The 24,682-nt window shown below is 61.2% G+C and carries 21 protein-coding genes; 8 read left to right on the forward strand and 13 right to left on the reverse strand.

The window, feature by feature from the left end; translation table 11 throughout:
* Nucleotides 1-62 precede the first annotated feature (62 nt).
* Nucleotides 63-548 (reverse strand): hypothetical protein, encoded by a 486-nt coding sequence (locus I6L40_RS00275; RefSeq protein WP_254204066.1) that lies wholly within the window; start codon nt 546-548, stop codon nt 63-65.
* 84 nt (nt 549-632) lie between these two features.
* Nucleotides 633-1,055, reverse strand: coding sequence for a hypothetical protein (locus I6L40_RS00280; RefSeq protein WP_033112529.1), 423 nt, complete (start codon nt 1,053-1,055; stop codon nt 633-635).
* Between the two features lie 88 nt (nt 1,056-1,143).
* Here I6L40_RS00280 and I6L40_RS00285 point away from each other — a divergent pair, with 88 nt between their 5' ends.
* Together I6L40_RS00285 and I6L40_RS00290 are read left to right on the forward strand one after the other, a co-directional pair.
* Complete coding sequence (locus I6L40_RS00285; protein ID WP_216994839.1) at nt 1,144-1,812, forward strand: response regulator transcription factor; 669 nt, start codon at nt 1,144-1,146, stop codon at nt 1,810-1,812.
* Nucleotides 1,809-3,077, forward strand: coding sequence for a HAMP domain-containing sensor histidine kinase (locus I6L40_RS00290; RefSeq protein WP_216994840.1), 1,269 nt, complete (start codon nt 1,809-1,811; stop codon nt 3,075-3,077). The genes I6L40_RS00285 and I6L40_RS00290 overlap by 4 nt, the downstream gene beginning before the upstream one ends.
* Nucleotides 3,078-3,127: 50 nt before the next feature.
* Here the strand turns inward: I6L40_RS00290 and rimK are convergent, their stop codons facing one another.
* Nucleotides 3,128-4,024 carry a 30S ribosomal protein S6--L-glutamate ligase gene (gene rimK / locus I6L40_RS00295; RefSeq protein WP_033112532.1) on the reverse strand — a complete coding sequence of 299 codons (897 nt, stop codon included), beginning with the start codon at nt 4,022-4,024 and terminating at the stop codon, nt 3,128-3,130.
* A 230-nt stretch (nt 4,025-4,254) separates the two neighbouring features.
* Nucleotides 4,255-7,950: a methionine synthase gene (gene metH, locus I6L40_RS00300; RefSeq protein WP_216994841.1), complete on the reverse strand. Its 3,696-nt coding sequence runs from the start codon at nt 7,948-7,950 to the stop codon at nt 4,255-4,257.
* 204 nt (nt 7,951-8,154) lie between these two features.
* On the opposite strand from metH, the gene I6L40_RS00305 reads away from it, so the two are divergent.
* Nucleotides 8,155-9,432 (forward strand): sodium:proton antiporter, encoded by a 1,278-nt coding sequence (locus tag I6L40_RS00305; protein WP_041209649.1) that lies wholly within the window; start codon nt 8,155-8,157, stop codon nt 9,430-9,432.
* A 471-nt stretch (nt 9,433-9,903) separates the two neighbouring features.
* Nucleotides 9,904-10,080 (forward strand): hypothetical protein, encoded by a 177-nt coding sequence (locus tag I6L40_RS00310; protein WP_104016499.1) that lies wholly within the window; start codon nt 9,904-9,906, stop codon nt 10,078-10,080.
* Between the two features lie 122 nt (nt 10,081-10,202).
* On the opposite strand, the gene I6L40_RS00315 is transcribed toward I6L40_RS00310, so the two are convergent.
* Entirely contained in the window at nt 10,203-10,706 is a 504-nt protein-coding gene (locus I6L40_RS00315; protein ID WP_043851032.1) for a GNAT family N-acetyltransferase, read from the reverse strand.
* Between the two features lie 169 nt (nt 10,707-10,875).
* Nucleotides 10,876-11,697, reverse strand: coding sequence for an HDOD domain-containing protein (locus I6L40_RS00320; RefSeq protein WP_041209645.1), 822 nt, complete (start codon nt 11,695-11,697; stop codon nt 10,876-10,878).
* 168 nt (nt 11,698-11,865) lie between these two features.
* Here I6L40_RS00320 and I6L40_RS00325 point away from each other — a divergent pair, with 168 nt between their 5' ends.
* Nucleotides 11,866-12,132 (forward strand): hypothetical protein, encoded by a 267-nt coding sequence (locus I6L40_RS00325; RefSeq protein WP_033112538.1) that lies wholly within the window; start codon nt 11,866-11,868, stop codon nt 12,130-12,132.
* Nucleotides 12,133-12,209: 77 nt separating this feature from the next.
* On the opposite strand, the gene aphA is transcribed toward I6L40_RS00325, so the two are convergent.
* Entirely contained in the window at nt 12,210-12,929 is a 720-nt protein-coding gene (gene aphA, locus I6L40_RS00330; protein ID WP_041209644.1) for an acid phosphatase AphA, read from the reverse strand.
* Nucleotides 12,930-13,035: 106 nt separating this feature from the next.
* The gene (locus I6L40_RS00335; protein WP_216994842.1) at nt 13,036-13,710 is read right to left on the reverse strand and encodes an adenine nucleotide alpha hydrolase; all 675 of its coding nucleotides are present in this window, start codon (nt 13,708-13,710) and stop codon (nt 13,036-13,038) included.
* 178 nt (nt 13,711-13,888) lie between these two features.
* On the opposite strand from I6L40_RS00335, the gene I6L40_RS00340 reads away from it, so the two are divergent.
* From I6L40_RS00340 to I6L40_RS00350, 3 genes are all read left to right on the forward strand, one after another.
* Nucleotides 13,889-15,205 carry an MFS transporter gene (locus tag I6L40_RS00340; protein ID WP_042032234.1) on the forward strand — a complete coding sequence of 439 codons (1,317 nt, stop codon included), beginning with the start codon at nt 13,889-13,891 and terminating at the stop codon, nt 15,203-15,205.
* A gap of 139 nt (nt 15,206-15,344) precedes the next feature.
* A complete protein-coding gene (locus I6L40_RS00345) occupies nt 15,345-16,061 on the forward strand; it encodes a MarC family NAAT transporter (RefSeq protein WP_042032235.1) in 717 nt (238 codons plus the stop codon).
* A 163-nt stretch (nt 16,062-16,224) separates the two neighbouring features.
* Nucleotides 16,225-16,428, forward strand: coding sequence for a hypothetical protein (locus I6L40_RS00350; RefSeq protein ID WP_033112613.1), 204 nt, complete (start codon nt 16,225-16,227; stop codon nt 16,426-16,428).
* Nucleotides 16,429-16,551: 123 nt separating this feature from the next.
* Here I6L40_RS00350 and tldD read toward each other — a convergent pair whose 3' ends face one another.
* From tldD to rng, 5 genes are all read right to left on the reverse strand, one after another.
* Nucleotides 16,552-18,000, reverse strand: a complete 1,449-nt coding sequence (gene tldD, locus I6L40_RS00355; RefSeq protein ID WP_042032236.1) for a metalloprotease TldD — start codon at nt 17,998-18,000, stop codon at nt 16,552-16,554.
* A 70-nt stretch (nt 18,001-18,070) separates the two neighbouring features.
* Entirely contained in the window at nt 18,071-18,904 is an 834-nt protein-coding gene (locus I6L40_RS00360; protein ID WP_216994843.1) for a carbon-nitrogen hydrolase family protein, read from the reverse strand.
* A 28-nt stretch (nt 18,905-18,932) separates the two neighbouring features.
* Nucleotides 18,933-19,253 carry a Dabb family protein gene (locus I6L40_RS00365; protein ID WP_071914118.1) on the reverse strand — a complete coding sequence of 107 codons (321 nt, stop codon included), beginning with the start codon at nt 19,251-19,253 and terminating at the stop codon, nt 18,933-18,935.
* Nucleotides 19,254-19,278: 25 nt separating this feature from the next.
* Complete coding sequence (locus I6L40_RS00370; protein ID WP_216994844.1) at nt 19,279-23,175, reverse strand: YhdP family protein; 3,897 nt, start codon at nt 23,173-23,175, stop codon at nt 19,279-19,281.
* Nucleotides 23,176-24,645, reverse strand: a complete 1,470-nt coding sequence (gene rng, locus I6L40_RS00375; RefSeq protein WP_005340056.1) for a ribonuclease G — start codon at nt 24,643-24,645, stop codon at nt 23,176-23,178.
* Between the last annotated feature and the right edge of the window lie 37 nt (nt 24,646-24,682).

The raw sequence follows: 24,682 nt of genomic DNA on the forward strand, positions 1-24,682 counted from the left end.
GCAGGCATTATTTAATGCCTGCCACAATATGGTGAACCCTTATTAAATAAGAAGATGCTGAATTACTCTTCCGGATTGATCACTTCAATTCTCCGCAATATTCCATCGGCAGAACGGACCAATACCAGTGCACTCCCTTCATGGAGATCGGCAGCCGAGCCGTTGACCCAGCGTATGTTGCGGTCGAGAGGAAACGTGCCGAGGTTTGCCAGCACCAGACGCTGGCCGTCGAAGGATTGCAGGCGATCCTCTGCCCGTTGCCACTGCCCGGCCCCCGTCGGCGATCTGGCCGTCAGCAGCTCAATCCGGGTGGCAACGCCATCGGCCACCAGCAGGGAGAGGTGATCACCCGGCCGCAGGGGCTCTGCCCAGGGTTCACCCTGTCGCCAGACCGGGGCACTGCCCCGTTCCACCTCGGCTCCCTGAAATTGCAGATGGATGCCGTCATCGTGTTCCAGCTCCACCAGCCACAGTTCGTCGGCAATCGCCTGCGCGGCACAGAGCGGCAAACCGCACAGCCACGCACACCACTTTGTTCTCTGTTCCATGTCGTTCGTCCCTGAACAAAAAGCCCATGCCGGATAAACATGGGCTTCATTCAGGAACATTGCGAATCTGCGGCAGCGATCGGGTCACTTGTCCTCGTGGCAGCGGCTCAGGCGCATGCCGTCAAACTTGCACTCCAGTTCGAGCCAGCGCCCTTCGAAGGGGGCCAGGCTGTTGTCCGAGGTGGTGTAGCCCCAGATCCGCCCCCCTTCGACCGGCCCTTCCAGATCCATCTCGTCCTTGTCATCTTCATCGAGGGCCTCGACCTTGCGCACATAGCGCACGCCGTTCTCCACCACCCCCTTCATCTCGACCCAGGTGCCGCCGAGATCATCCTCGTTGAGCCAATCCTTGAAGCGGGTCTGGTCATCAATCACAAACGGCAGACCGTTGACCATCAGCTGGCCAAGCTGCCAGGTGGTGCGGCCTGTAAGTTTGAATTCGGCAGCCTGCGCAGATCCGAGCGGCAGCAAGATCAGCAGCAGGAGAGCACAGAGAGACTTCTTCATCATGGATCCTCGGGGTTACACTGGCGACAGGATGATGTATCCGGTGTGAAAAGAGCGTGAAGCTGCTCGCCAACCAGGAGTACAAAGCATGAAGATTTTGGTAGTGGAAGACAATCCTCAGGTGGCAGAAACCATCATGGATTATCTGGAGCTGGCCGGCCACCGGCTGGACTGTGCCTATCACGGTCAGGCGGCGCTGCAACTGCTGGCCGAACAGCGCTTCGACGTCATCATCATGGATGTGATGATGCCCCGTCTCGACGGGCTCAGCACGGTCGCCCGCCTGCGCGAAGAGGGGATCTCGACCCCGGTGCTGTTTCTCACCGCCCGCGACAGTCTGGAAGACAAGCTGGCAGGCTTCAAGGCCGGTGGCGACGACTATCTGGTCAAGCCCTTCGCCATGGAGGAGCTGGAGGTGCGGCTGCAAGCCCTCAGCCTGCGCGGCCCCCGCGGTGACATCGGCGCCATCACCTTTGGCGAGCTGACCGTCGATGCCGCCAGCGGGCAGGCGACCCGTGCCGGCGTCCCCCTCAAGCTCGGCAAGATCCCGTTCCAGATCCTCGCCCTGCTGGCTCGCCGCGCGCCGGCCATCGTCACTCGTCAGGAGGTGCTGGATACCGTCTGGGGAGAGGAGGAGCCCGACTCCGACGCCCTGCGCAGCCACATCTACGCCCTGCGCAACATCCTCGACAAACCCTTCCCCACCCCCATGCTGGAAACCCTGCACGGTCAGGGCTACCGACTGGTGAGCGCATGAGCCTGCCAAGCCTGCGCCACCGGCTCATCATGGCGCTCGGCGGAGCCGGCGTGGTGCTGCTGGTGCTGCTATCCGGCCTGATGATGGTGGCCGAGGACCAGATGGAGGAGCTCAGTCTGCGCCACTGGCTGGAGGCGGAAGTAACCCGCTACAGCGACGACTGGCTGCGCCTCGGTGCCGCGGCGGCGGCGCCCAGCCCGCGCCAGTTCTCCAGCTACTGGACCGAGTCGGGACGCCTGCCCAGGTGGCTGCAACCCTACCAGACCCCGGGCTTTTTCGAGCACCAGCTGGGCAAGGAGGACAAACACTTTCTGGTGGCGCGCCACCCCTCCGGCAAGGGGATGCTCTATCTGGTCTTCAACGACGATGCCGATGACTACCTCGACCCCTACGAGGACAAGCTGCATCTGGCCACCCGGCTGATCGGGCTGGCACTGCTGCTGGGCTGCCTCGGCTTCGGCATCTGGCTGGTACGCCATATCACGGGGCCGCTGCAGCGGCTGCAACACAGGGTCGCCCACCTCACACCGGATCAGGCAGACTTCATCCCCGATGCCCCCTGGCAGGAGCTCAGGGATATCGAGTTGGCACTGCTGGCCGGCAAGCAGGAGGTGAGCGCGGTGTTTGCCCGCGAGCAGGAGTTCAGCCGCTTTGCCAGCCACGAGCTGCGCACTCCCAACATGGTGATCCAGGGCTCGGCCGCCCTGCTCGGCAAGGTGAGCGATCTGCCCGCCCCCGCCGAGCGCGCCGTCACCCGCATCCGGGCCGCCGCCGACGAGATGGCGCTGCTCACCGAAACCTTTCTGCTGCTGGGCCGCAAGGAGGAGGTCGAGCGACCGAAGCAGCAGGTGGCGCCGCTGATCCGTCAGGAGCTGGCCCGGCTCGCCCCGCTGCTGCAGCGAGAAGCGCTCGATATCCGTCTGGTGCTGGATGAGGCGAGCGAGGTCGATTCCCCCCTCTCCCTGCTCGCCATCGCCCTTGGCAACCTGCTGAAAAATGCCCTGAGCTACGCCGAGGGCCATATCGACATCGAACTGTGCGGCGCGGTGCTCACCATCAGCAACCCGACGGCGGCAGCGCCGGATCAGATCCTCGGTTACGGCTGTGGCCTCACCATCATCCAGCGCATCTGCGAAAAGCTGGGCTGGCAGATTGAGACCCGGCTGGAGGATGGCGTATTCAGCGCAAGGCTGGCGATGATCGCTGCCGAACAGTTCCCTCTCCCTGCGGGAGAGGGTGAGGGCGCTGCGGCACCAGCCAGATAGCAACAGGGCGCCCGAAGGCGCCCTGTTTTTTGGCTGATGCAAATCCGGGATCACTCCACCGGCTTGTGCTTGCGCCCGCCCTTGAGCTCGAGGAACTCGATGATCTTGCCCGCTACATCCTTGCCGGAGGCCGCCTCGACCCCCTGCAGGCCGGGAGAGGAGTTGACCTCGAGCACCAGCGGGCCGCGAGCACTGCGCAGGATATCCACCCCCGCCACATCCAGCCCCATGATCTTGGCGGCACGCACCGCGGTAGCGCGCTCTTCCGGGGTGATCCGGATCGCCTCGGCGGTGCCGCCGCGATGCAGGTTGGAGCGAAACTCGCCGGGCTGGGCCTGACGGCGCATCGCCGCCACCACCTTGCCGTTGACCACCAGACAGCGGATGTCGGCGCCGTTGGCCTCGCGAATATACTCCTGCACCAGAATGTTGTTGTTGGTCTGGATGAAGGCCTCAATCACGCTCTCGGCGGCTTTCTGAGTCTCGCAGAGCACCACGCCGATCCCCTGGGTTCCCTCCAGCAGCTTCACCACCAGCGGTGCACCGCCCACCATGGTGATGAGGTCGGGCACGTCGTGGGTACTGTGGGCATAACCGGTGATGGGAAGACCGATACCGTGGCGGGAGAGCAGCTGCATCGCCCGCAGCTTGTCGCGGGAGCGGCTGATGGCAACCGAGCTGTTGAGCGCCATGGTGTTCATCATCTCGAACTGGCGCAGCACGGCGGTGCCGTAGGCGGTGATGCTGGCCCCGATGCGGGGGATCACCGCGTCATAGCTCTCCAGCTCCCGTCCTTCGTAGTGAATGGAGGGGTTGTGGGAGGCGATGTTCATATAACAGCGCAGGGTGTCGAGCACCTCGACCTGATGACCGCGCGCCTGTGCCACCTCGACCAGACGGCGGGTGGAGTAGTTTTTCGGCTCACGGGATAAAATGGCGATCTTCATGACAATTCCGCTAGAAGGCTATGCCTGGGCAGGATGGGGCGGGAGAGTATAAGGTGCCACAGCGCCAAGACAACGCCAATTGTTTCTCCTGACAACAAGCCAAATAACGCAGAAGCCTGCCCAATCAGCACGGCGCGGTGAAACAATAAACGGCGGCTCTGCGTGCCCTTCAGAGGCTGCTCGCAAAGTCCGCCGTTTTCGCTCAAAGGCCGAGCTGATTGGTTCTCTCGTTACCCCAGATTGGGGGCGAGCCAGCGCTCGGCTTCAGCCAGCGTCATCCCCTTGCGGGCGGCGTAATCCTCAACCTGATCTTGCTGGATCTGCGCCACCGCGAAGTATTTGCTCTCGGGGTGGGAGAAGTACCAGCCCGACACCGCAGCCCCCGGCCACATGGCGTAGGATTCGGTGAGCTGCATGCCGATGGCCTGCTCAACATCAAGCAGCTCCCACAGGGTGCCCTTCTCGGTGTGCTCCGGGCAAGCCGGATAACCCGGCGCCGGACGGATGCCCCGATAGTTCTCGCGAATAAGCTCCTCGTTGCTGAGGGCTTCCTCGGGGGCATAGCCCCAGTGCACCTTGCGCACCTGCTCGTGCAGGTACTCGGCAAAGGCTTCCGCCAACCGGTCACATACCGCCTGAATGAGGATGGCGTTGTAGTCGTCGTGATCCGCCTTGTAGGCCCTGGCGATAGCCTCCTCACCGATGCCGCCGGTCACCGCGAAGGCACCGATCCAGTCGGCTTTGCCACTCTCTTTCGGCGCCACATAGTCCGCCAGACAGTAGTTGGGGAAGCCCTGCTTCTCGCTCTGCTGGCGTAGGTGGTGCAGCACTTTTTTCACTTCGCTGCGCGACTCGTCGCTATAGACCTCGATGCTGTCCCCCACCGCATTGGCCGGGAACAGACCGATGATGCCGGCGCAGCGCACGCTCTGATCCTGTTCCAGCTGATCCAGCATGGCGTTGGCATCGGCGAACAGCCTGGTCGCCTCCTCACCAATGATCTCGTCTTCGAGGATGCGCGGAAACTTGCCCGCCAGCTCCCAGCTGAGGAAGAACGGCGTCCAGTCGATGTAGGGGCGCAGCACCGAGATGGGCACGTTCTCGAACTTCTGCACACCCGGCTCGCGAGGCTTCGGCGGCTGGTAGCCAGCCCAGTCCAGCTGATGGCGGTTGGCACGCGCCTCCGCCAGCGTGATGGGGCGCGAGCGCGGCTGCTTGCGGGCGTGCTGCTCGCGGGCGATCTCGTACTCCTTGTCGATACGGGCGACGAAGTCGGGTTTGAGATCCGGGCTGAGCAGGCTCTGCGCCACCCCCACCGCGCGAGACGCGTTGGAGACATAGACCACCGGCTCCGAGTAGTTCTGCTCTATCTTCACCGCTGTGTGCGCCTTGGAGGTGGTGGCGCCGCCGATCAAGAGCGGCAGCTTGAAGCCCTGGCGCTCCATCTCCTTGGCCACGTGCACCATCTCGTCCAGCGACGGGGTGATGAGACCGGAGAGACCGATCATGTCGGCCCCCACTTCCCGCGCGGTCTTGAGGATGGTCTCGCAGGGGACCATGACCCCGAGGTCAATGATCTCGAAGTTGTTGCACTGCAGCACTACCCCGACGATGTTCTTGCCAATGTCGTGCACATCCCCTTTCACGGTCGCCAGCACGATTTTGCCGTTGCTGGAGCCACCCGATTTTTCCGCCTCGATATAGGGTTGCAGATAGGCGACCGCCCGCTTCATCACCCGGGCCGATTTCACCACCTGCGGCAGGAACATCTTGCCGGCGCCAAACAGATCGCCGACCACGTTCATGCCATCCATCAGCGGTCCTTCGATGACATGCAGCGGCCGCTCGGCTTGGGCGCGCGCCTCCTCGGTATCCTCTTCGATGAAGTCGGTGATCCCCTTGACCAGCGCATGTTCCAGCCGCTTGCCCACCGGCCAGCTGCGCCACGCCTGATCCCGCGGATCCTCGGCCTGAGCACCGGCACCGCGATACTTCTCGGCGATGGCCAGCAGCTCCTCGGTGGCGTTGTCATTGAGGTTGAGCACCACCGCCTCGACCTTCTCTTTAAGCTCGGCCGGAATGTCTTCATAGATGGCGAGTTGGCCGGCGTTGACGATCCCCATGTCCATGCCGTTCTTGATGGCGTGATAGAGGAAGACGGCGTGAATGGCTTCCCGCACCGGCTCGTTGCCGCGGAATGAAAACGAGACGTTGGAGACGCCGCCGGAGATCATGGCGTGGGGCAGGTTCTCCTTGATGTCCTTCACCGCATCGATGAAGTCCACCGCGTAGTTGTTGTGCTCGTCGATACCGGTCGCCACCGCGAAGATGTTGGGATCGAAGATGATGTCTTCCGGCGGGAAACCGACCTGATCCACCAAAATGCGGTAAGCCCGCTGGCAGATCTCGAACTTGCGGGCACGGGTGTCGGCCTGCCCCGCCTCGTCGAACGCCATCACGATGACGGCGGCACCGTAGCGGCGCAGCAATCTGGCCTGCTGGATGAACTTCTCCTCCCCCTCCTTCATGGAGATGGAGTTGACCACCGGCTTGCCCTGCACGCACTTGAGGCCCGCCTCCAGCACCTCCCACTTGGAGGAGTCGATCATCACCGGCACCCGGGCGATGTCTGGCTCACCGGCGATGAGATTGAGGAAGCGCACCATGGCGGCTTCGGCGTCCAGCATCCCCTCGTCCATGTTGATGTCGATGATCTGGGCGCCGTTATCCACCTGCTGCTTGGCAACGTCGAGCGCCTCGTCGTAGAGCCCCTCCTTGATCAGCCGCTTGAACTTTGCCGAACCGGTGACGTTGGTGCGCTCCCCCACGTTCACGAACATGGATTCGGGGGTGATGATCAGCGGCTCCAAACCCGACAGGCGGCAGGCCACCGGCAGCTCGGGCAAAGCGCGCGGCTTGATGCCGGCAACCGCGCCAGCCATGGCACGAATATGAGCCGGGGTTGTGCCGCAGCAACCGCCAACCATATTGAGAAAGCCGCTTTGGGCCCACTCGCGGATATGCTCCGCCATCTCGGCGGCATCGAGATCGTACTCGCCAAAGGCGTTGGGCAGACCGGCATTGGGGTGAGCACTGACATGGGTCTCGCTGATGCGCGACAGCTCCTCCACATACTGCCGCAGTTCGTCCGGCCCGAGCGCACAGTTGAGACCGAACGAGATAGGTTTGACGTGGCGCAGCGAGTGGTAGAAAGCTTCGGTCGTCTGGCCGGAGAGGGTACGGCCGGAGGCGTCGGTGATGGTGCCGGAGATCATCACCGGCAGGCTGTAGCCCAGCTCCTCGAATACCAGATCCACCGCGAAGGCGGCCGCCTTGGCATTGAGGGTATCAAAGATGGTCTCGATCAGAATGATGTCGGCGCCACCCTCGATCAGGGCATGAGTCGATTCGGTATAGGCGGCCACCAGCTGGTCGTAAGTGACGTTGCGCTTACCCGGATCGTTCACATCCGGCGAGATGGAGGCGGTGCGGTTGGTCGGCCCCAAAACCCCTGCCACGAAGCGCGGCTTGTGGGGCTCTTTCGTCGTCCACTCGTCCGCTACGGCGCGGGCAAGACGGGCCGCCTCACGGTTGATCTCGGCCGAGAGATCTTCCATCTCGTAATCGGCCATGGCGATGCGGGTGGCGTTGAAGGTGTTGGTTTCAAGGATGTCGGCACCGGCGGCGCAATACTGCTCGTGGATCTCGCGAATGACGGCGGGGCGGGTCAGCACCAGCAGATCGTTGTTGCCCTTGATGTCGGTATGCCAGTCGGCAAACCGTTCACCGCGGTAGTCCGCCTCCCCGAGTTTGTAGCCCTGGATCATGGTGCCCATGGCCCCGTCGATGATCAGGATCCGCTCCTTGAGACAGGCTTCCAGCTTGTTTGTCACATCCGACTTTCTGTTCGACTTTTCATTCGCCACCGCGTGTTCCTCTTACATCCGTGCAACTGCGTAAACAGCATCCTAACAGCAAACCAGCGAATTGGAAATCTAGCCGTCTATCAGTCCAAAATCGCAGTCATATACTCATTTATGGGTAATGAGTAACATAGACCCCGAGAGTACCCTATGCCCGTCCCGCATGGGGATACGTGCTTGCTATCTATCTACGAGTAAAAAATAACTATGAGCGTCTACTACACACTCTGTTTTCTGGCAGCGTTGGCGATCTTTATTGCCTTTGCCAACCAGTATGTTGTGAAGATCCAGACCACCATCGCCATCACCGCCGGTTCCATGCTGATCTCTGCGCTGCTGGTGCTGTTCGGTAAACTGGGATGGTTCAATCTGGAGCCTCTTGCCATCAAAACCATGGAGAGCATCGACTTCCAGAATTTCCTGCTTAAGGGGATCCTGGGCTTCCTGCTGTTTGCCGGTGGTCTTGGCATCAACCTCAAGGCGCTGCGTAGCCAGAAGTGGGAGATCACCATTCTGGCCATTATTGCCACCCTGCTCTCCACCTTCATCATCGGCTACGGCTTCTGGTTCATCGCCAAGCTGCTGGGCTGGGAGCTGCCACTGGTCTACTGCATGCTGTTCGGGGCGCTCATCTCCCCCACCGACCCCATCGCCGTACTGGCCATCGTCAAGAAGATGAAGGCACCACCCCAGATCGCCATCCAGATCGAAGGGGAATCCCTGTTCAACGACGGTGTCGGCCTCGTTATTTTCGCTACCGTGTTTGCCGTTGCCTTCGGCGGCGTCGAGCCCACCTTCGGCAGCGTGGCAGGCCTGTTTCTGCATGAGGCCCTCGGCGGCATCCTGTTCGGCGTCGTGCTGGGCGTCATCGCTCACGTGATGATCAGCGCCACCGACGACGGCTCGCTGGAACTGCTGCTCACCCTCTGCATCCCGACCGCCGGCTTCGCCTTCGCCAACATGATCGGCGTCTCCGGCGCTCTGGCCATGGTGGTGACCGGCATCATGATCGGCAACTGGACTCGGAACGTGGGCTTCTCCGAGCAAAGCAGCCACCACCTGGATCACTTCTGGGAGTTGATGGATCAGTTCCTCAACGCCCTGCTGTTCCTGCTGATCGGTCTGGCGCTGGTACTGCTGGAACTCTCCTGGCATGACTGGGTACTGCTGGTCATCGCGGTGCCGCTCTGCCTCGCCGCCCGCTTCATCAGCGTCTCGGTGCCCTATATGGCCTTCCGCAAGTTCCGCACCTACAACACCTTCTCGGTGCGGATCCTCACCTGGGGCGGCCTGCGCGGCGGTCTGGCCATGGCGATGGCACTGGCACTCCCCTCCGGCGTCATGATGATCCCGAGCCACGGTGTCGACCTGCGTCAGGTGATCCTGGTGATGACCTACGCGGTGGTGATGTTCTCCATCGTGGTGCAGGGCATGACCATCACCCCGATGATCGCTGCCGCCAAGCGCGCCAACGGCGACTACTGATCATCCGCTGGCTGACAGATGCAAAAGGGCTCCCGCGGGAGCCCTTTTTGTTGCTGGCAAACCTGTGCCGGACAAGGCCCAGCCACACAGCCGAAAATAATTGTTTGCTTTTTATTCATTTCGAGGAGAGAATGCGCGCCGGCTAGTTAATCAGCCCTGTTTATGTTTGCCCTGCAATGCTTCACCTCACGATGAATCCTGTCAGTACCCGCATAACCTTCTTCTGATTTACTCGCCCTGAGAACCGTTCAGGCTGTCCGCCTGCGTTGCCCGGCTCTCACGGTGCAGACCCGCTCTGCCCACTCAATTTGAACTATGCACAACCGCATATTCCTTGCACCTTGCAAGAGCAGAGGCCCGCGAACGGGCTGGGTATACCTGCGCGCACGCCAACAACACCGTTGCACGCACTCATTGACCTGACATTTGCCAACACAAGGAGCAATTACTTAATTTATATAGAGAAATACCATGATGAAAACCGTACAAACTCGTAAACCCCTGCGTCGCAGCAAACCCATCAACCTGCCCGTGCAAGAGCACGACTACGATGCGTTTCTGATCCAGTTCAGCACCCGCTTCAGCGGCGGCTTCGCCATCTCCTGTGATGGTATCGCCGGCGAGTTCTCCATCGAAGAGCTCAACTGATCCCCTGCCCGACCGGACAGCACCGATGCACAAGGGCCGCAACTCACGGCGGCCACTTTGATGCGATCTCATCTTTCCTGACGATACACTCAGCCAACCGGCGATATTTCTCCCCTATAAGCTCACCCTTCAGCTTCAAGCAGCAGACACTCATCGGCATCTTCGCTCAATTTGACCAAACGGCTGCGAACCAATCCCAGCTTGGCCAACAGGCCGATTGATCGCTCGTTGCCCGGCGTGACGATGGCAATCACCTGCCCGATCCCCAACCGGCTTTTGCCATCGGCGATGGCTGCCTGTGCGGCCTCAATGGCGTAACCATGACCGCGATATTGCGGCAGGAAGGCGTAACCGATATCTTCACGAGGCAAGCTGTCGCGCTTGATAAGACCGCAGATACCGAGGCTGGCGCCATCTTCCCTGCGCTCGACCAGATAGAGGCCATGACCATGACGGGCATAGCTCACCGCCGGTCCCTGCTGGATATACTCCTGCGCCTGTTCGAGTGTGCGAACTCCCCGATCGCCGATGTAACGGTGGAAATCGGCATCATTGAGCAGTTCGAGAATGAAGGGGGCATCGGCGATGGTCAGTTCACGCAGTACGAGACGGGGGGAGGTAATCATGGCAAGGGCTCTCTCAAAACAGGCGAAGTCAGCAGAGTGCCCCCTCGGCAACCGGCTGACAAGCAATAGCGGGCTCACGGCCATGAAAAGGGGGCCAACCTCGGCCCCTTTTTACGATGTCACACAGCGGTAGCAGAGCAGTCAGTCAGTCAGTCAGTCAGTCAGTCAGTCAGGCGGCCAGCAACCCGGCATAGCCATTACCCTGCTCGCGCAGCGCAGTGAACTGGGCGGCACAATCGGCCCAGGAGAGCCCCAGCTTCTCCGCTACTTTGGCAGGCCACTCGGGTGGCGCTTCTTCACCCACATCGGATTGCGCTGCCAGCACGATCGCCAGATGGATCAACCCGGCCTCGGCGGAGAACTCTTTGGCAAGCATGGGGTTATAGTGATACTCCACCGCGTTGCTGATGGTCTCGGGGAATTTCCAGTATCGCGCCATGGCAGCACCGACCTGGGCATAGTTGAAGCCGACCACCAGCTCTTCCGCCTTGGCCCGCCCCTTGTGCAATTCCAGATCGTGAATGTGGTGGACGGTGTTTTCCGGCAGCCCCACATGCATTACCAGTCGGCCAAGGTCATAGAGCAGGGCGCAGGTAAAGACCTCATCCCCCTTCATTCCCTTCTTCACCGCCAGACGACGCGCCAGCTCCGCTACGTTGAACACGCAGCCCCAGAAATGTTTGAGGTCAATGCCGGGCACCGCAGTGACCGATTCGGTCAGCCCGCAGGCCAGCACCATGTTGCGCACCATCGCCAGACCAAGCCGCACCGCAGCTTCATTGACGGTACCGATCTGGCGACTGCTGCCGAACTTGGCCGAGTTGGCCAAACGCAGCAGCTTGGCGGAGATGACTGGGTCCTTGTTGATCAGCTTGCTGATCTTCAGCAGATCCGGATCCTTTTCATTGAAGGTCTGGATCAAATCGCGCATCACTTCCGGGATCTGGGGCAGTAGCTTGGGCTCAGCCAGCAGGGAATCTATCGTGGGCATAGGCGTGTCCATCCATGTTATCTGTGTTCCAACCTGTTTGCCGCGGCAAACTCCCGTTAATTATGGGTAACAAATGGCTGCGTGATCGGATTGTTTATGTGGATGGTAAACGGGAACCACTTCGCTTCGGGTTATACTGCGCTCCTCATTCACTGATGCGAAAAACCGATGAACGACTCTCAGGAATTTTTTGACGAAGACGCGCTGCTGGAGATGGTGGAGAACCAGCTCAACGACGGTCACCCGCCCCATGTGAAAGCTACCTTGATGAGACTGGTGATGAAGGGCACCCCGCGGGAGGAGGCACTGCAATATATCGCCTGCGCCCTCGGTGCCGAGCTGATGGCGATGGAGGCCGATCAGGGCCCCTTCAATCTGACCCGCTATGGCGAGTTCCTCGACAGCCTGCCCGAGATGCCCTGGGCGGACGACTGACCCGAGCTTGATGACGGATGCAAAAAGGGCGGGTGCCGATGGCCCCGCCCTTTTTACATCTGCTGAACACCAAACGATCAGAACTGGGAGTTGATGATCACCTCTTCCCCCAGCGCCCCTGCCAGCGGCAGTGGCCGATAGGTGGAGTTGGCCGAACGCAGCAGACGAATGCCGCGAATGCCGATCTCCTGCGCCGCCTTGATGTCGCCATCGGCATCGCCGTAGAAGATCTTCATCTGCTTATCCTTGAGCCACTGCACCTTGGTATTCTGCCCCGGCTGGTCGCCGGCAAAGATCACCGGGTTGAGCTGGTCGGCCGGAATATTCATGGTCTGCTGCAGGGTCTTGCTCACCGTCTCGGTCTTGGTGGCTGAACGACCGGTGACGAAATAGATGTGATCGCCGCGCTTGAGGTGCATGGCGATGAGTGCCTTGCCCACCTCTTTCGGCACGCTGAATTCATCCCAACCGTTGTTCATCTTCTCCCAGAAGGCCGGGTTCTTCAGGTAACTCTCGTCGTTGGGAGAGAACTCCTGCTTGCCACGATAGAACCCCGGGCTGGAGAAGAGCAGGGTGTCGTCGATATCAAAGCCGACGGCCATTGGCGGCAATCCATCCAGGCTCTTGGCAATCTGCTCCACCGAGACCCAGTGGATGGGGGCCTGCTGGGCCAGAGTCACAGTGGTAACACCGGCAGGGACAGGCTGGAGCGTCGCAGCCTCACGGGCAACTGCCGGCATGGCGAGGGTGGCAGCCAACAGGGTGGCAAGCAGCGCCGGACGGGCGTTCAGTTTCATAAAAAAGCGCCTTTATCTTCAAACAAAAGAGGGGGCCAATAGTGCCCCCTTGCTGCTAGGCAAACTGTGAATCTCCCGGCAAAAGGGAGCATTTGGCGCCCGATAATTAATCTGTGATTGGCAGCAGATCGGTAAAGACAAAGCCATCGCGCACCACTGTCTCACCGACCCGGATCCCGAGTGGGCGTGCAAACATGGGGCCGTCGTAGGCCAGGGTGTGAAACTCGCCGTTCTCGCCACAGGGGTCAACCCCCTCGGGCAGAGCGGCCAGCAGTGCCTCGTCAAACTCATGGCCCCCCAGCGCACCATCCAGCTTTTTCGGATCCAGGGTGCTGATCCTCGCCTTCAACCCTGCCGTCATCATCTGCTGCGCCAGCTCCCGGGTGTTGCTGCCCCAGAGCGGGAAGAGCGGCTCGATGCCGGTACCGGCCAGCTGTTTCTCCCGGTAGGCTCGCACATCCTCAAGAAATAGATCGCCAAACGCCATATGGCGGATCCCCTGCGCAACCACATCGGCGATAAAGCCGGTCATGATGCGGGCGTAATCCTCGTTGCTGCAGGGCCAGGGCAGATCGATGGTGATGAGGGGCAGACCGACACAGGCGGCCTGCTCGGTCAACAGCTGCTTGCGCACCCCGTGCATCGCCACCCGTTCGAATGCCTGATTCAGGGTGGTGAACAGCCCGACTACCTCGATGGCTGGATCTAGCCGCAGCTGATGCAGTGCCCACGCACAATCCTTGCCGCTGCTCCATGAAAGCAGTACCCGTTTCTTTTCCATCGATCCTCCGTCGTGGGGCGCTCCGGGTTTCCCAAAAGGCTGCCCCAAAAAGATGCAAGACAGTGTTGCGAATTGCGCGATTTACATGCAAGTGGCGAGCAGCATACTCTCGATCACCTGTATATGCCCCTTGCCCGGGCTCAACAATAACTAAAAAAGCGATGGGAAACATAAGGATATGACGACAGTGACACAACAGTACGATCACGCCCGCCCCCTCAACCGGCAGGACTACAAAACGCTGGGACTGGCCGCCCTCGGCGGTGCGCTGGAGTTTTACGACTTCATCATCTTCGTCTTCTTCGCCGTGGTCATCGGTGAACTCTTCTTCCCGGCCGACATTCCGGAGTGGCTGCGCCAGTTCCAGACCTTCGGCATCTTCGCCGCCGGCTATCTGGCTCGTCCGCTGGGCGGCATCATCATGGCCCACTTTGGCGACCTCATCGGTCGCAAGCGGATGTTCACCCTCAGCATCATCATGATGGCGCTGCCCACCCTGCTGATCGGTCTGCTGCCAACCTATGCGGTGCTCGGTATCGCCGCACCGCTGCTGTTGCTGCTGTTGCGGATCCTGCAAGGGGCCGCCATCGGTGGCGAAGTGCCGGGAGCCTGGGTCTTCGTGGCGGAGCACGTGCCCGCCCGCCGGGTCGGTGTCGCCTGCGGCACGCTCACAGCCGGACTGACGGCCGGCATCCTGCTCGGGTCTCTGGTAGCCACCGCCATCAACCGCGGCATGAGCCCGAGCGATGTGACCGACTGGGGCTGGCGACTCGCTTTCGTCCTCGGCGGTGTGTTCGGCATCGTCGCCATGTACCTGCGCCGCTGGCTGCACGAAACCCCGGTCTTTGCCGAGATGCAGGCCAATAAAGCACTGGCCGACGAGCTTCCCCTCAAGACGGTACTGCGCAGCCACAAGAGCAGCGTAGTGGTCTCCATGCTGCTCACCTGGCTGCTCTCCGCCGGGATCGTGGTGGTGATCCTGATGACCCCCACCTACCTGCAGAAGGTCTATGGCATCACCCCGGCCGAGGCGCTGACTGCCAACTCACTGGCCATCGTTGCCCTCACCCTTGGCTGCATTCTCTATGGCCGGGTGATCGACCTGCTGGGCAGCGGCCCCACCTTCATGCTGGGCTCCCTGCTGCTGGCTGGCTCCAGCTACGCCTTCTATCACGGGATCGCCTCCGGCATGAGCCAGCTGGTGCCGCTCTATATGCTGGCAGGCTTCGCAGTCGGGATTGTTGGCGCGGTTCCCTACGTGATGGTCAATGCCTTCCCGCCGGTGGTGCGCTTCTCCGGTCTGTCGTTCTCCTACAACGTGGCCTACGCCATCTTTGGCGGACTGACTCCCATGCTGGTTACCCTCTGGATGGCAAGCGATGTACTGGCCCCCTCCCACTACGTGGTGAGCCTGTCGGCACTCGGTTTTGTCATCGGCTGCTGGCTCTGGCTGCAGCAGCGCAACCGGCCACAACAAGCGCCGCAAGCGGCCTGACCCGAACAACAAAGCCCCGGCAGATGCCGGGGCTTTGTTGTACTGCTTATGTTCAGTTTGACCAACATAAGATAGCCTCCCTCTGGGGCATGCCACCCGCTCGCCCCCATGACTTTCAACTCTTTATCCGAGGCTCAAGATGTTCTTTCAGGTCGTATTACTCACCTTGCTGGCACTGCTGCCCATGGTCAACCCACCCACCACGGCCACTCTGCTACTGGGTCTGAGCAAGGGGATGTCGCGCGAGCATGTGCGCCGCCAAGTCAATCTGGCTGCCATCTATCTTTTCTGCACCCTCTGCATCACCTTCTTTATCGGATCCTCCATTCTGGATCTGTTCGGGATCTCCATTCCGGGTCTGCGTCTGGCGGGCGGCCTCATCATCGGCTTTATCGGTTTTCGCATGCTGTTCCCCGCCCCCAGCCAGTCCAGCGGGGTGGAGATCAACCAGAGCATCGCCTTCGTTCCGCTCACCATGCCAAGCATGTGTGGCCCGGGCACCATGGCACTGGTGATCAGCGGTGCAGCCCAGATTGCCGAGCTGCCGGCCGAGTACGAGCGTCTGTCCATCTATGGTGGCGTGGTAACGGCATTTGCCCTGATGAGCCTGATCAGCTGGGGCGTGCTCAAACTGGCCGACCCGGTCTGCAAGATCCTCGGTGCCACCGGCATCGACGCCATGACCCGCATCATGGGCTTCCTGCTGGTCTGCATGGGTATGCAGTTCTGCATCAACGGCATCAAGGAAGTTGCGCAGGACCCGGTATTCCATGGTGCGCCAGCGGTTCAAACAACTCCCCATTTGCCGCAGATGGACGGCCATTTTGATCAACTGCCGAAGCCGCACCAGCAGTGATTGAAAACGGTATCAAAAAGTCCCTGACGATCTGCACTGATCTTGTTCCTGATCATGTTATTGACACATGAATGAGTTAGTTTGTTTTTCATACAGACTGTATTCAGATGGACGCTGATAGGTTTGTTGATGAATACCCACTCAACTTCAGGAGAGTATGCAGATGGATAAGATGCTGACCGAAATAGGGAGCCATAGCCTGTTTCATGAGTACCTGAACGTGGTTGGGGTCACAAGCCCATCCCTCGCCAAGATCGAGCAACGTTGGGAATACAAGGAGCAGGAGCAACTGGTGGCCAAGATCCAGATCGACAAGCAGGGCAACGCCCGCTACTTCATCGACGCCCGCGCAATATCAGTCAACTGATACTCTGTATCCTTACCAGCCCCGGCCCACTGACCGGGGCTTTTTGTTTTCAATGACTCCGGATAACAAAAACCCCGGCACATGGCCGGGGTCTGCATATAGCTTGGTTACGACTCACTTCACTTACTGGGTGCCACCCACGGTGAGCTGGTCCAGCTTGAGGGTGGGCTGGCCGACGCCGACCGGCACGCTCTGCCCCTCTTTTCCGCAGATACCGACTCCGCGATCCAGTGCAAGATCGCTACCCACCATGGAGACCTGGCTCATCGCCTCGGGGCCGTTGCCGATCAGAGTCGCGCCCTTGATGGGGGCGGTGATCTTGCCATCCTCGATGAGGTAGGCCTCGGAGGCGGAGAAGACAAACTTGCCGGAGGTGATATCCACCTGACCGCCGCCGAAGTTGGGGGCATAGATGCCCTTCTTCACCGAGGCGATGATCTCGGCCGGATCGTACTGACCCGCCAGCATGTAGGTGTTGGTCATGCGGGGCATCGGCATGGCGGCGTAGGATTCGCGGCGACCGTTGCCAGTGAGCGGCACGCCCATCAGCCGGGCATTCTGCTTGTCCTGCAGGTAACCCTTGAGAATGCCATTCTCGATCAGCACGTTGTAGCCACCCGGCGTCCCCTCGTCATCTATGCTGACGGAGCCACGCCGACCCGGCAGGGTGCCGTCATCGACGATAGTGCAGTGCTTGGAGGCCACCTGTTCGCCGATGCGGCCAGCAAACGCGGAAGAGCCCTTGCGGTTGAAATCCCCCTCCAGACCGTGACCCACCGCCTCGTGCAGCAGCACACCGGGCCAGCCGGCGCCGAGCACCACCGGCATGGTGCCGGCCGGCGCATCGATGGCGTCGAGGTTGACCAGCGCCTGACGCACCGCTTCGCGCACATAGCCAAAGGCGCGGCTCTCCAGCCCGTCCAGTTCGAGGAACCAGTCGTAACCAAAGCGGCCACCACCACCGGCACTGCCGCGCTCGCGACGATCGCCCTTCTCGGCAATGACGGTCACAGACAGCCGCACCAACGGGCGAATATCGGCAGCCAGGGTACCGTCGGTCGCAGCCACCAGCACCTCTTCATAGACGCCGCTGATGGAGGCCATCACCTGATTGATGGCGGGATCCAGACTTCTGGCAAACTTGTCCATCTGCTCCAGCAGGGCGATCTTCTGCTGCTTGTCGAGGGTCTGTAGCGGATCCATAGCAGGATAGAGCAGGTTCGCTTCGGTGCGCGCCCACGCCTTCACCTTGCCGTGAGCACCGGCAGCGGCGATGCCGCGAGCAGCAGTGACCGACTGTTGCAGCGCCAGCAGGCTCAGCTCGTCCGAGTAGGCAAAGCCGGTCTTCTCGCCGCTGACGGCGCGCACCCCGACCCCCTGATCGATGTTGTAGCTGCCATCCTTGACGATGCCATCTTCCAGCATCCAGGACTCGTGCCAGCTGCGCTGGAAATAGAGATCGCCGAACTCCACCTGATGGCTCATCAGGCTGCCGAGCAGCTGCTGCAGGCGCCCTTCGTCGAGATCGTTGGGGGCCAACAGGGAGGCACTAACCTGGCTCAATAGACTCAATCTTCTTCTCCACTCTCGTAACGAGATGTTTTAAATCGTCTTGCCGACGGGTTGGCAACAAACCGCGCCATCACAACAAACGGGCATGGGTCAGCACTGGCATGGTGCGATGCAATTCGTCGATAAATCCGGGCTCCATCTGCGCCAATACTGTGCCACGCCCGGACTCCTTGCAGGTCAGCACCCGGCCCCAGGGATCGATCACCATGCTGTGGCCCCAGGTCTGGCGCCCCGTCTCGTGAGTGCCGCCCTGATTGGCAGCAACTACGTAGCACTGGTTTTCGATGGCGCGAGCCCGCAGCAGCGGCTCCCAGTGCGCCTCGCCGGTCACGGCGGTAAAGGCGGCAGGCACCAGCAGCACGCGGGCACCGGCACGGGCCAGCTGGCGGTATAGCTCGGGAAAACGCAGATCATAACAGATCGAGAGGCCAAGGGGACCAAAGGGGGAGTCCACCAGCACAGGCGACTCGCCGGGGCTAAAGGTTTCCGACTCACGGTAGCGACCGTGATTGTCCGCCACATCCACATCGAACAGGTGGATCTTGTGGTAGTGGCCCCTGAGCTCACCGCTTGGATCAAACACCAGCGAACTGGTGTGAATACGGTCGGAACCGGCGATGGTGGTCGGCATAGCCCCAGCCACCAGCCAGATGCCGTACTCTCGCGCCCATTCCACCAGTTGTTGCTGGATGGGCGCGGCTCCGCCCAGATCGGAGCTGGGATTGGAGCCGATTGCCTCGGCACCATCCAGATAGCCCTGTCGTTCGCCAAACAGGGCAAAGTTCTCAGGCAACAGCACCAGTAGCGGCCGCTCTTTGGGCAAGGCAGCCAGCTCGGCGGCGATCTGCTCCCGGTTATCCTGCCAGTGACGGCCAGATACCAGCTGTATTGCGGCTAACCACATGACTCTCTCCTTGTCACTGTTGCAACATTCAGATGCAGACCGCATCCCCGGGTTGCAGGGTGTAATCCAGCACAATGATACGTTCCAGCACCGGGCGGAAGATGGCCTTGAGAGCATCATGATCCGGGTGGGGCAGATAGCGCTGGCGGGCCGCTTCATCGGCGAAGGTCATCAGCACGCTGTGGGTAAACCCCTCGGCCCGCCCCTCCGGGCTGTCATCACGGCCCCACTCGACGGCGGTGACGCCGCTGACCTGATGGGGAATGGCCAGAAAGGCGGCTCGCACAGCCTCGATCTGGTCAGGCAAGGTGCCTTGTTTGAAGGCGATCAGCAGGATATGTCGGATCATGGCTCACTCCTTGTGATGGTGCAGGTCAGGGCTGGTTCGGGCTACCCGGTTGCGGATTCAGCAGAAAGGGAGTGCTCTTGGCCGCAGGCAGCTTGGGCGCCACGGCATCGACCGCCTCTTTCTGCTGCTGGTTGAGCTTGATGCGAGCGCGATCCCGGCCAGCTTCGATCAGCTTGGGATCGTCGAGCGGGCCCGAGATGCGAAAATCGATGCGGGTCACCACATCCACCACCGGCTCCAGCAGCTTGGAGAGGGCCAGCACATAAAGACCGGTCACCGGCGTGATGGAGAAGGCGGCTACCACCGGCAGCGTGCCCCCCAGATTGGGGGAGAAGCTCAGCTCGTAATCGAGCCGCCAGCGCACCAGATCGGCAATCCCCTCGCCGCGCAAATTGCCGGCGGCCCCTTTCATGAAGAAGTCCTGATTATCCACCACCCCCTGCTTGATCTTGGCAGAGGCAGACATGGATTCGAAATAGAAGCCCTTGTCGAACACATCGCGAAAATCGAGGCGCAACTTGCGCAGCAAGGAATCGAGGCTGAGCAGGGAGAGCAGCCGCGCGCCTTTGTCGTTAACCTCGCGCAGGGTGCCGCCTTCCAGCTGATAGTTGGCACTGCCCCCCAGGGTTGGCAGGTTCGGGCGGTAGGGCACATCCTGCCAGTTGAGATCAAAGGCGAGGGAGCCGGGCGCATCACCGATGGGCGAGGTGTAGCCGAGCCGCTTGAGCAGCAGCTCGCTGTTCTTGCTGGTCAGCTTGCCACGGGCGCGGGTCTCCATCCGGTTGCCATCGGCCAGCCAGTCGACGCTGCCGGTGAGTTGGCTGCCCGCCAGCCGGATATCCAGATCTTTGAGGGTCACCTTGTTGGCCCCCGGCAGCAGCTCGCCTTTCACTTCGCCAAGCGGCAACTCGCCAAAACGGCAATCGACGCAGCTCACCTTCAACCAGGGGATGGAGGCCATGATGGCGTTATCCTGTTTGGCGTCGGGATCCGGGCTCAACTCTTCGCTTTTGCCGGACCAGTAGATACGGGCAAACTTGGCGTCGACCGGGCGGTTGGCCACCACAGGAATGCGGATCACCCCCATCACATCGGGACTGTCGAGCATCACCTCGGTCGCCTGATTGACCGGCCCCACCGTGAAGTGAGTCGCCTTGATGGTGGCGCTGCCGATATTCGCTCGCGCCAGCCGGCCATCCACCCACCACTCCTGCGGCAGGAAAGAGGGGCCAACCACAGCAGTGCCGGTCGGCACATTGCCGGAGGGCAGCCACTGCTTGAGTCGGGCCAGCCAGCCGCCGACATCAGCCTCCTGCTGGTTGATGGCGAGCAGCATGGGGACATCGCGCAGTACCCGCGCGCCCGGCTGACCCACATCGATCCGCACCCGGCTCAGATAGGGCACACCTTCGCCGTAAACCAATCTGGTCTGCATATCGACATCCGCCCCCAGCACGGCACGAATATCGGCACTGCCATCTCGGCCACGAGCGATCACGGTGAGCGGCAGGCGGCTGCCACTGCTCTTGGCCAGTGGCGAAGGGAGATCGAGCGCCATCCCCTGCAAGGTGGAGTCGAGGCCCAGCTGGAAGCTGAACGGCTTGTCATCGGGCAAGGTCAGCCCCAGCTTGCCGCCCCAGTTGCTGCGGCCGTTGAGGATGCCGTATGAGGAGATGGCAGCGGGCTGGCGCCGGCTATCCCACTGGCCTTTGAAATCGAGGTCGACCTGATAGCGGTCAGGATGCTGGCGCCCCTGATAGTTGAGAGTGAGCGGCTGATTCCACAGGGTCGCCTTGAGGTTGCTGAAGCGGGTCTGCTCGTTGTCATATTCGAGCCGCCCCTGCACCTTCTCCAGCGGCAGATCCAGACTGGCGACCCGCACCTTGTTGTTGTTGAAGGTGGCATCGCCGCTCGCCTTCACCTCGCTCTCGCCGTCGAGGGGGATATCGAGCTTGAGCGCCCCCTTGAGCGGGCCACGCACCTCGATCTCCTCCAGCGCCTGCCCCACCGAACTGCCCAACGGGGAGTCCTGCAGATAGTCGCTGATGGCCTTGCCCTCCCCCTGTACCTGCGCATCCACGTAAAGATGGCCACCCGGTGCGAGATCGGGGATCCAGGCATGCACCGAATCGGAGCTCGCCTTGCCCAGTTTGGTAGAGCGGCTGCGCATATCGAGGCTGGCATTCTGGAACAAGAGATCGATCTGCAGGTCGGTAAGTGGTTGCCAACCGGGGAAGAACTCGTAGGTCGCCTGCTCCAGCGGCACCGCGACCTGGAAGATACCCTCACCCTTCTCGTAGGGGAAATCCCTGAACTCGCCATACCAGAGCAGGTCGGCCCCCTTGGCCCTGCCCCCCTTGATGGCACCACTGAGGTAATCAACCAGCTCCTTGTCCATCACCTGCAGCGGGAAGTAGCGATAGGCATGACCCGCATTCTTTACATCGATGCGGCCGGTCAGCGCGAGGAAAGGGTGCTCGAACAGATCGAGGCGAAAGCGGCTGGCCAGGGTCAGATCCGGGTTATCCAGCGCGATATCCTGCCCGTAGATCACCCAGCCTTGCGTCTCGCGCCACCAGTCGAGACGGGCCGAGAAGCTGTCGACCGGGATCGGCTCCTTGAAGTGGCGGGCCGGATCCAGCGTGTCTTTGGCCAGCGCCAGTCTGGCACTGCCTCCCGTAGGGGTCAGCCAGAACTCGCCGTTGAGATCCTGCATCCCGGGTACATCCTGCCACGCCTTGAGGCGCACCTTGCTGAAACGACCACTGATGGAGAGATCCTGCCAATTGGCGTTGGCCAGCAGGGTGAGATCCTGCACCGAGCCCTGCGGATTGGTCTGGCGCAGGGTCTCGCAGAGCGTCGGGTAGAGCGCCGAGACCAGCTGACTCATCTGGGTAATCTTGTCGAACTCTATGCTGGGCAGATAGCCCTGCACCCGATCCCCGATCCGCTCCAGCTGCAAGCGGCTCTGCAACCAGGGCTTGCCGTCCAGCTTGAAGGTGACGTTGTGGCTCGCCAGTTGCCAGTCGGTGCCGTCCCGGCGTAGCTGGATCTTGCCGCCATCGAGGCCGAAACGGTGCATATCCCCGTTCTTGGGATCCTTCCAGATCAGGTAGTTGGATCCGAATGCCAGCAGGGTGTTGCCCAGCTGACCGTTGGCGAAATCACTCCAGAGCTGAAAGTCGAGCAGGCCGGTGATGGTCGGCTCGCCAGCGTGGATCCGCGCCAGCATGGGGCTGATATCGAGGCGGTTGGCGCCAAGATAGAGCTGTCCCTTGAGGCGATCGAGACGCGCTTCCGGAGCTTCAACATCGAGGATCAGGTCAAGGGTGCTCTCGCCCACCCCGTTGATGAGATAGGCCTTGCCGACTCCCTGATGGCGCTTGCCACGGTTCTGCCAGCGCAGATGGGCGATATCGAGTGCCCGCATGTCGCCGAGCGCAGTAGTGACGCTGAGGCGGGTATCGTGCACATCGAAGGTGGAGAGCTGGGTCAGCAGAAAGCGCAGCAGGGCACCCTGCTGGGGATCGTCGGATGGGCTGTCGTCAGCCGGTTGGCTGAAGTCGAGAGTAATATCGCCATCGCTCAGGATCAGCTCGCCAAAGACCGGCTTGAGCTGGTTGAGGGTGCGCCAGAAGTCGAGATGAACCCAGGCCTTGCCGAGCTTGATGGTATAGCGCCTGGAGTCGGGGGCGACGGCGAGCTGTTGCAGCTCGAGGGCCGGGCCGGACTGTGTCCAGCTCAGCCCAATCTGATCAAGGCTGACCTTGATTTGCGAATCCCCGAGCAGAGAGTTGATAAGGCTCTCCCGGTACTGATTCAGCAAAGGGCCTCCGACCCGTACCAGCGTGACCAGCATGGCCAGCAGTACGAACAGAACCCCCAGGGCCAACCAGCCCCGACTCAGCCAGCGATAGACCAATTACATCATCACCACGTCGAACTGCTCCTGACCACAGAGGGGTTCGCTCACCACCCGCACCTGCTTGCCGATGAATACTTCCAGCTCTGCCAGACTGTGGGACTCCTCGCCATGGAGATAATCGGCCACCGCAGGCGCGGCGTAGACGGTGAACTGATCCGCATCGTAGGCGCGATTGACCCGGATGATCTCCCGCAGGATCTCGAAACAGACCGACTCCACCGTCTTGACCCGGCCGCGCCCCTTGCACTCGGGGCACTCGGAACAGAGCACATGCTCCAGACTCTCGCGGGTGCGCTTGCGGGTCATCTCCACCAGACCGAGCTGGGAGAAGCCGTTGACGTTGGTCTTGGCTCTGTCCTTGGACAACGCCTGCTCCAGACTGTGCAGCACCCGACGGCGGTGATCCTCGGACTGCATGTCGATGAAGTCGATGATGATGATGCCGCCAAGATTGCGCAGGCGCAGGTGACGGGCGATGGCCGCCGTCGCCTCGACGTTGGTGTTGAAGATGGTCTCTTCCAGATTGCGGTGACCGACGAAGGCGCCGGTGTTGATATCCACCGTGGTCATGGCTTCGGTCTGGTCGATGATGAGGTAGCCGCCGGATTTCAGCTCTACCTTGCGCTCCAGCGCCCGCTGGATCTCGTTCTCCACGTCGTAGAGATCGAAGATGGGCGACTCGCCGGGGTAGTACTCCAGCTTGCTGGCCAGCTCCGGCACGTACTCCTCGGTGAAGCGCTTGAGCTGATCGAAGCTCTGGCGGGAGTCAACGCGGATCTTGTCGAGCTCGGCACCGACGAAGTCGCGCACTACCCGGAATGCCAGGCTGGGATCCTCGTAGAGGATCTTGCAGGGGGGATACTTCTGCTTGCGCTCGAGGATCTTGCGCCATAGCCGTTTCAGGAAGGCGGCATCCTGCTCCAGCTCCTGCTCCCCCACCCCTTCGGCGGCGGTGCGGATGATGTAGCCGCCCAGCTCATCCACATAGCCGGCCACGGTACGCTTGAGACGCTCGCGCTCGGCTTCGGACTCGATACGCTGGGAGACGCCGACGTGGGCACTGCCCGGCATAAAGACCAGATAGCGGGATGGCAGGGTGATGTCGGTGGTCAGACGGGCCCCCTTGGTGCCAAGCGGATCTTTCACCACCTGCACCATGATGTCCTGCCCCTGACGCACCAGCTCGGCGATGTTGCCGACCTGGAACTGCTCCTTCTCCTTCACCGCCACGCACTCGGTGTGGGGGACGATATCGGAGGCATGCAAAAAGGCCGCCTTGTCCATGCCGATATCGACGAAGGCCGCCTGCATGCCCGGGAGTACCCGGCTGATCTTGCCTTTGTAGATGTTGCCGACAATGCCGCGCTTGGCCTGACGCTCTACGTGCACTTCCTGCAGCAGACCGTTTTCGACCAGAGCGACCCGGGTTTCGGAGGGGGTAACGTTAACCAGCAGTTCTACCGACATAAGTAACCTTGCCTGTTCCAGTTTTGAATTCTTATAC

The organism is Aeromonas sp. FDAARGOS 1410 (assembly GCF_019048745.1).
GTDB lineage: Bacteria > Pseudomonadota > Gammaproteobacteria > Enterobacterales > Aeromonadaceae > Aeromonas > Aeromonas jandaei.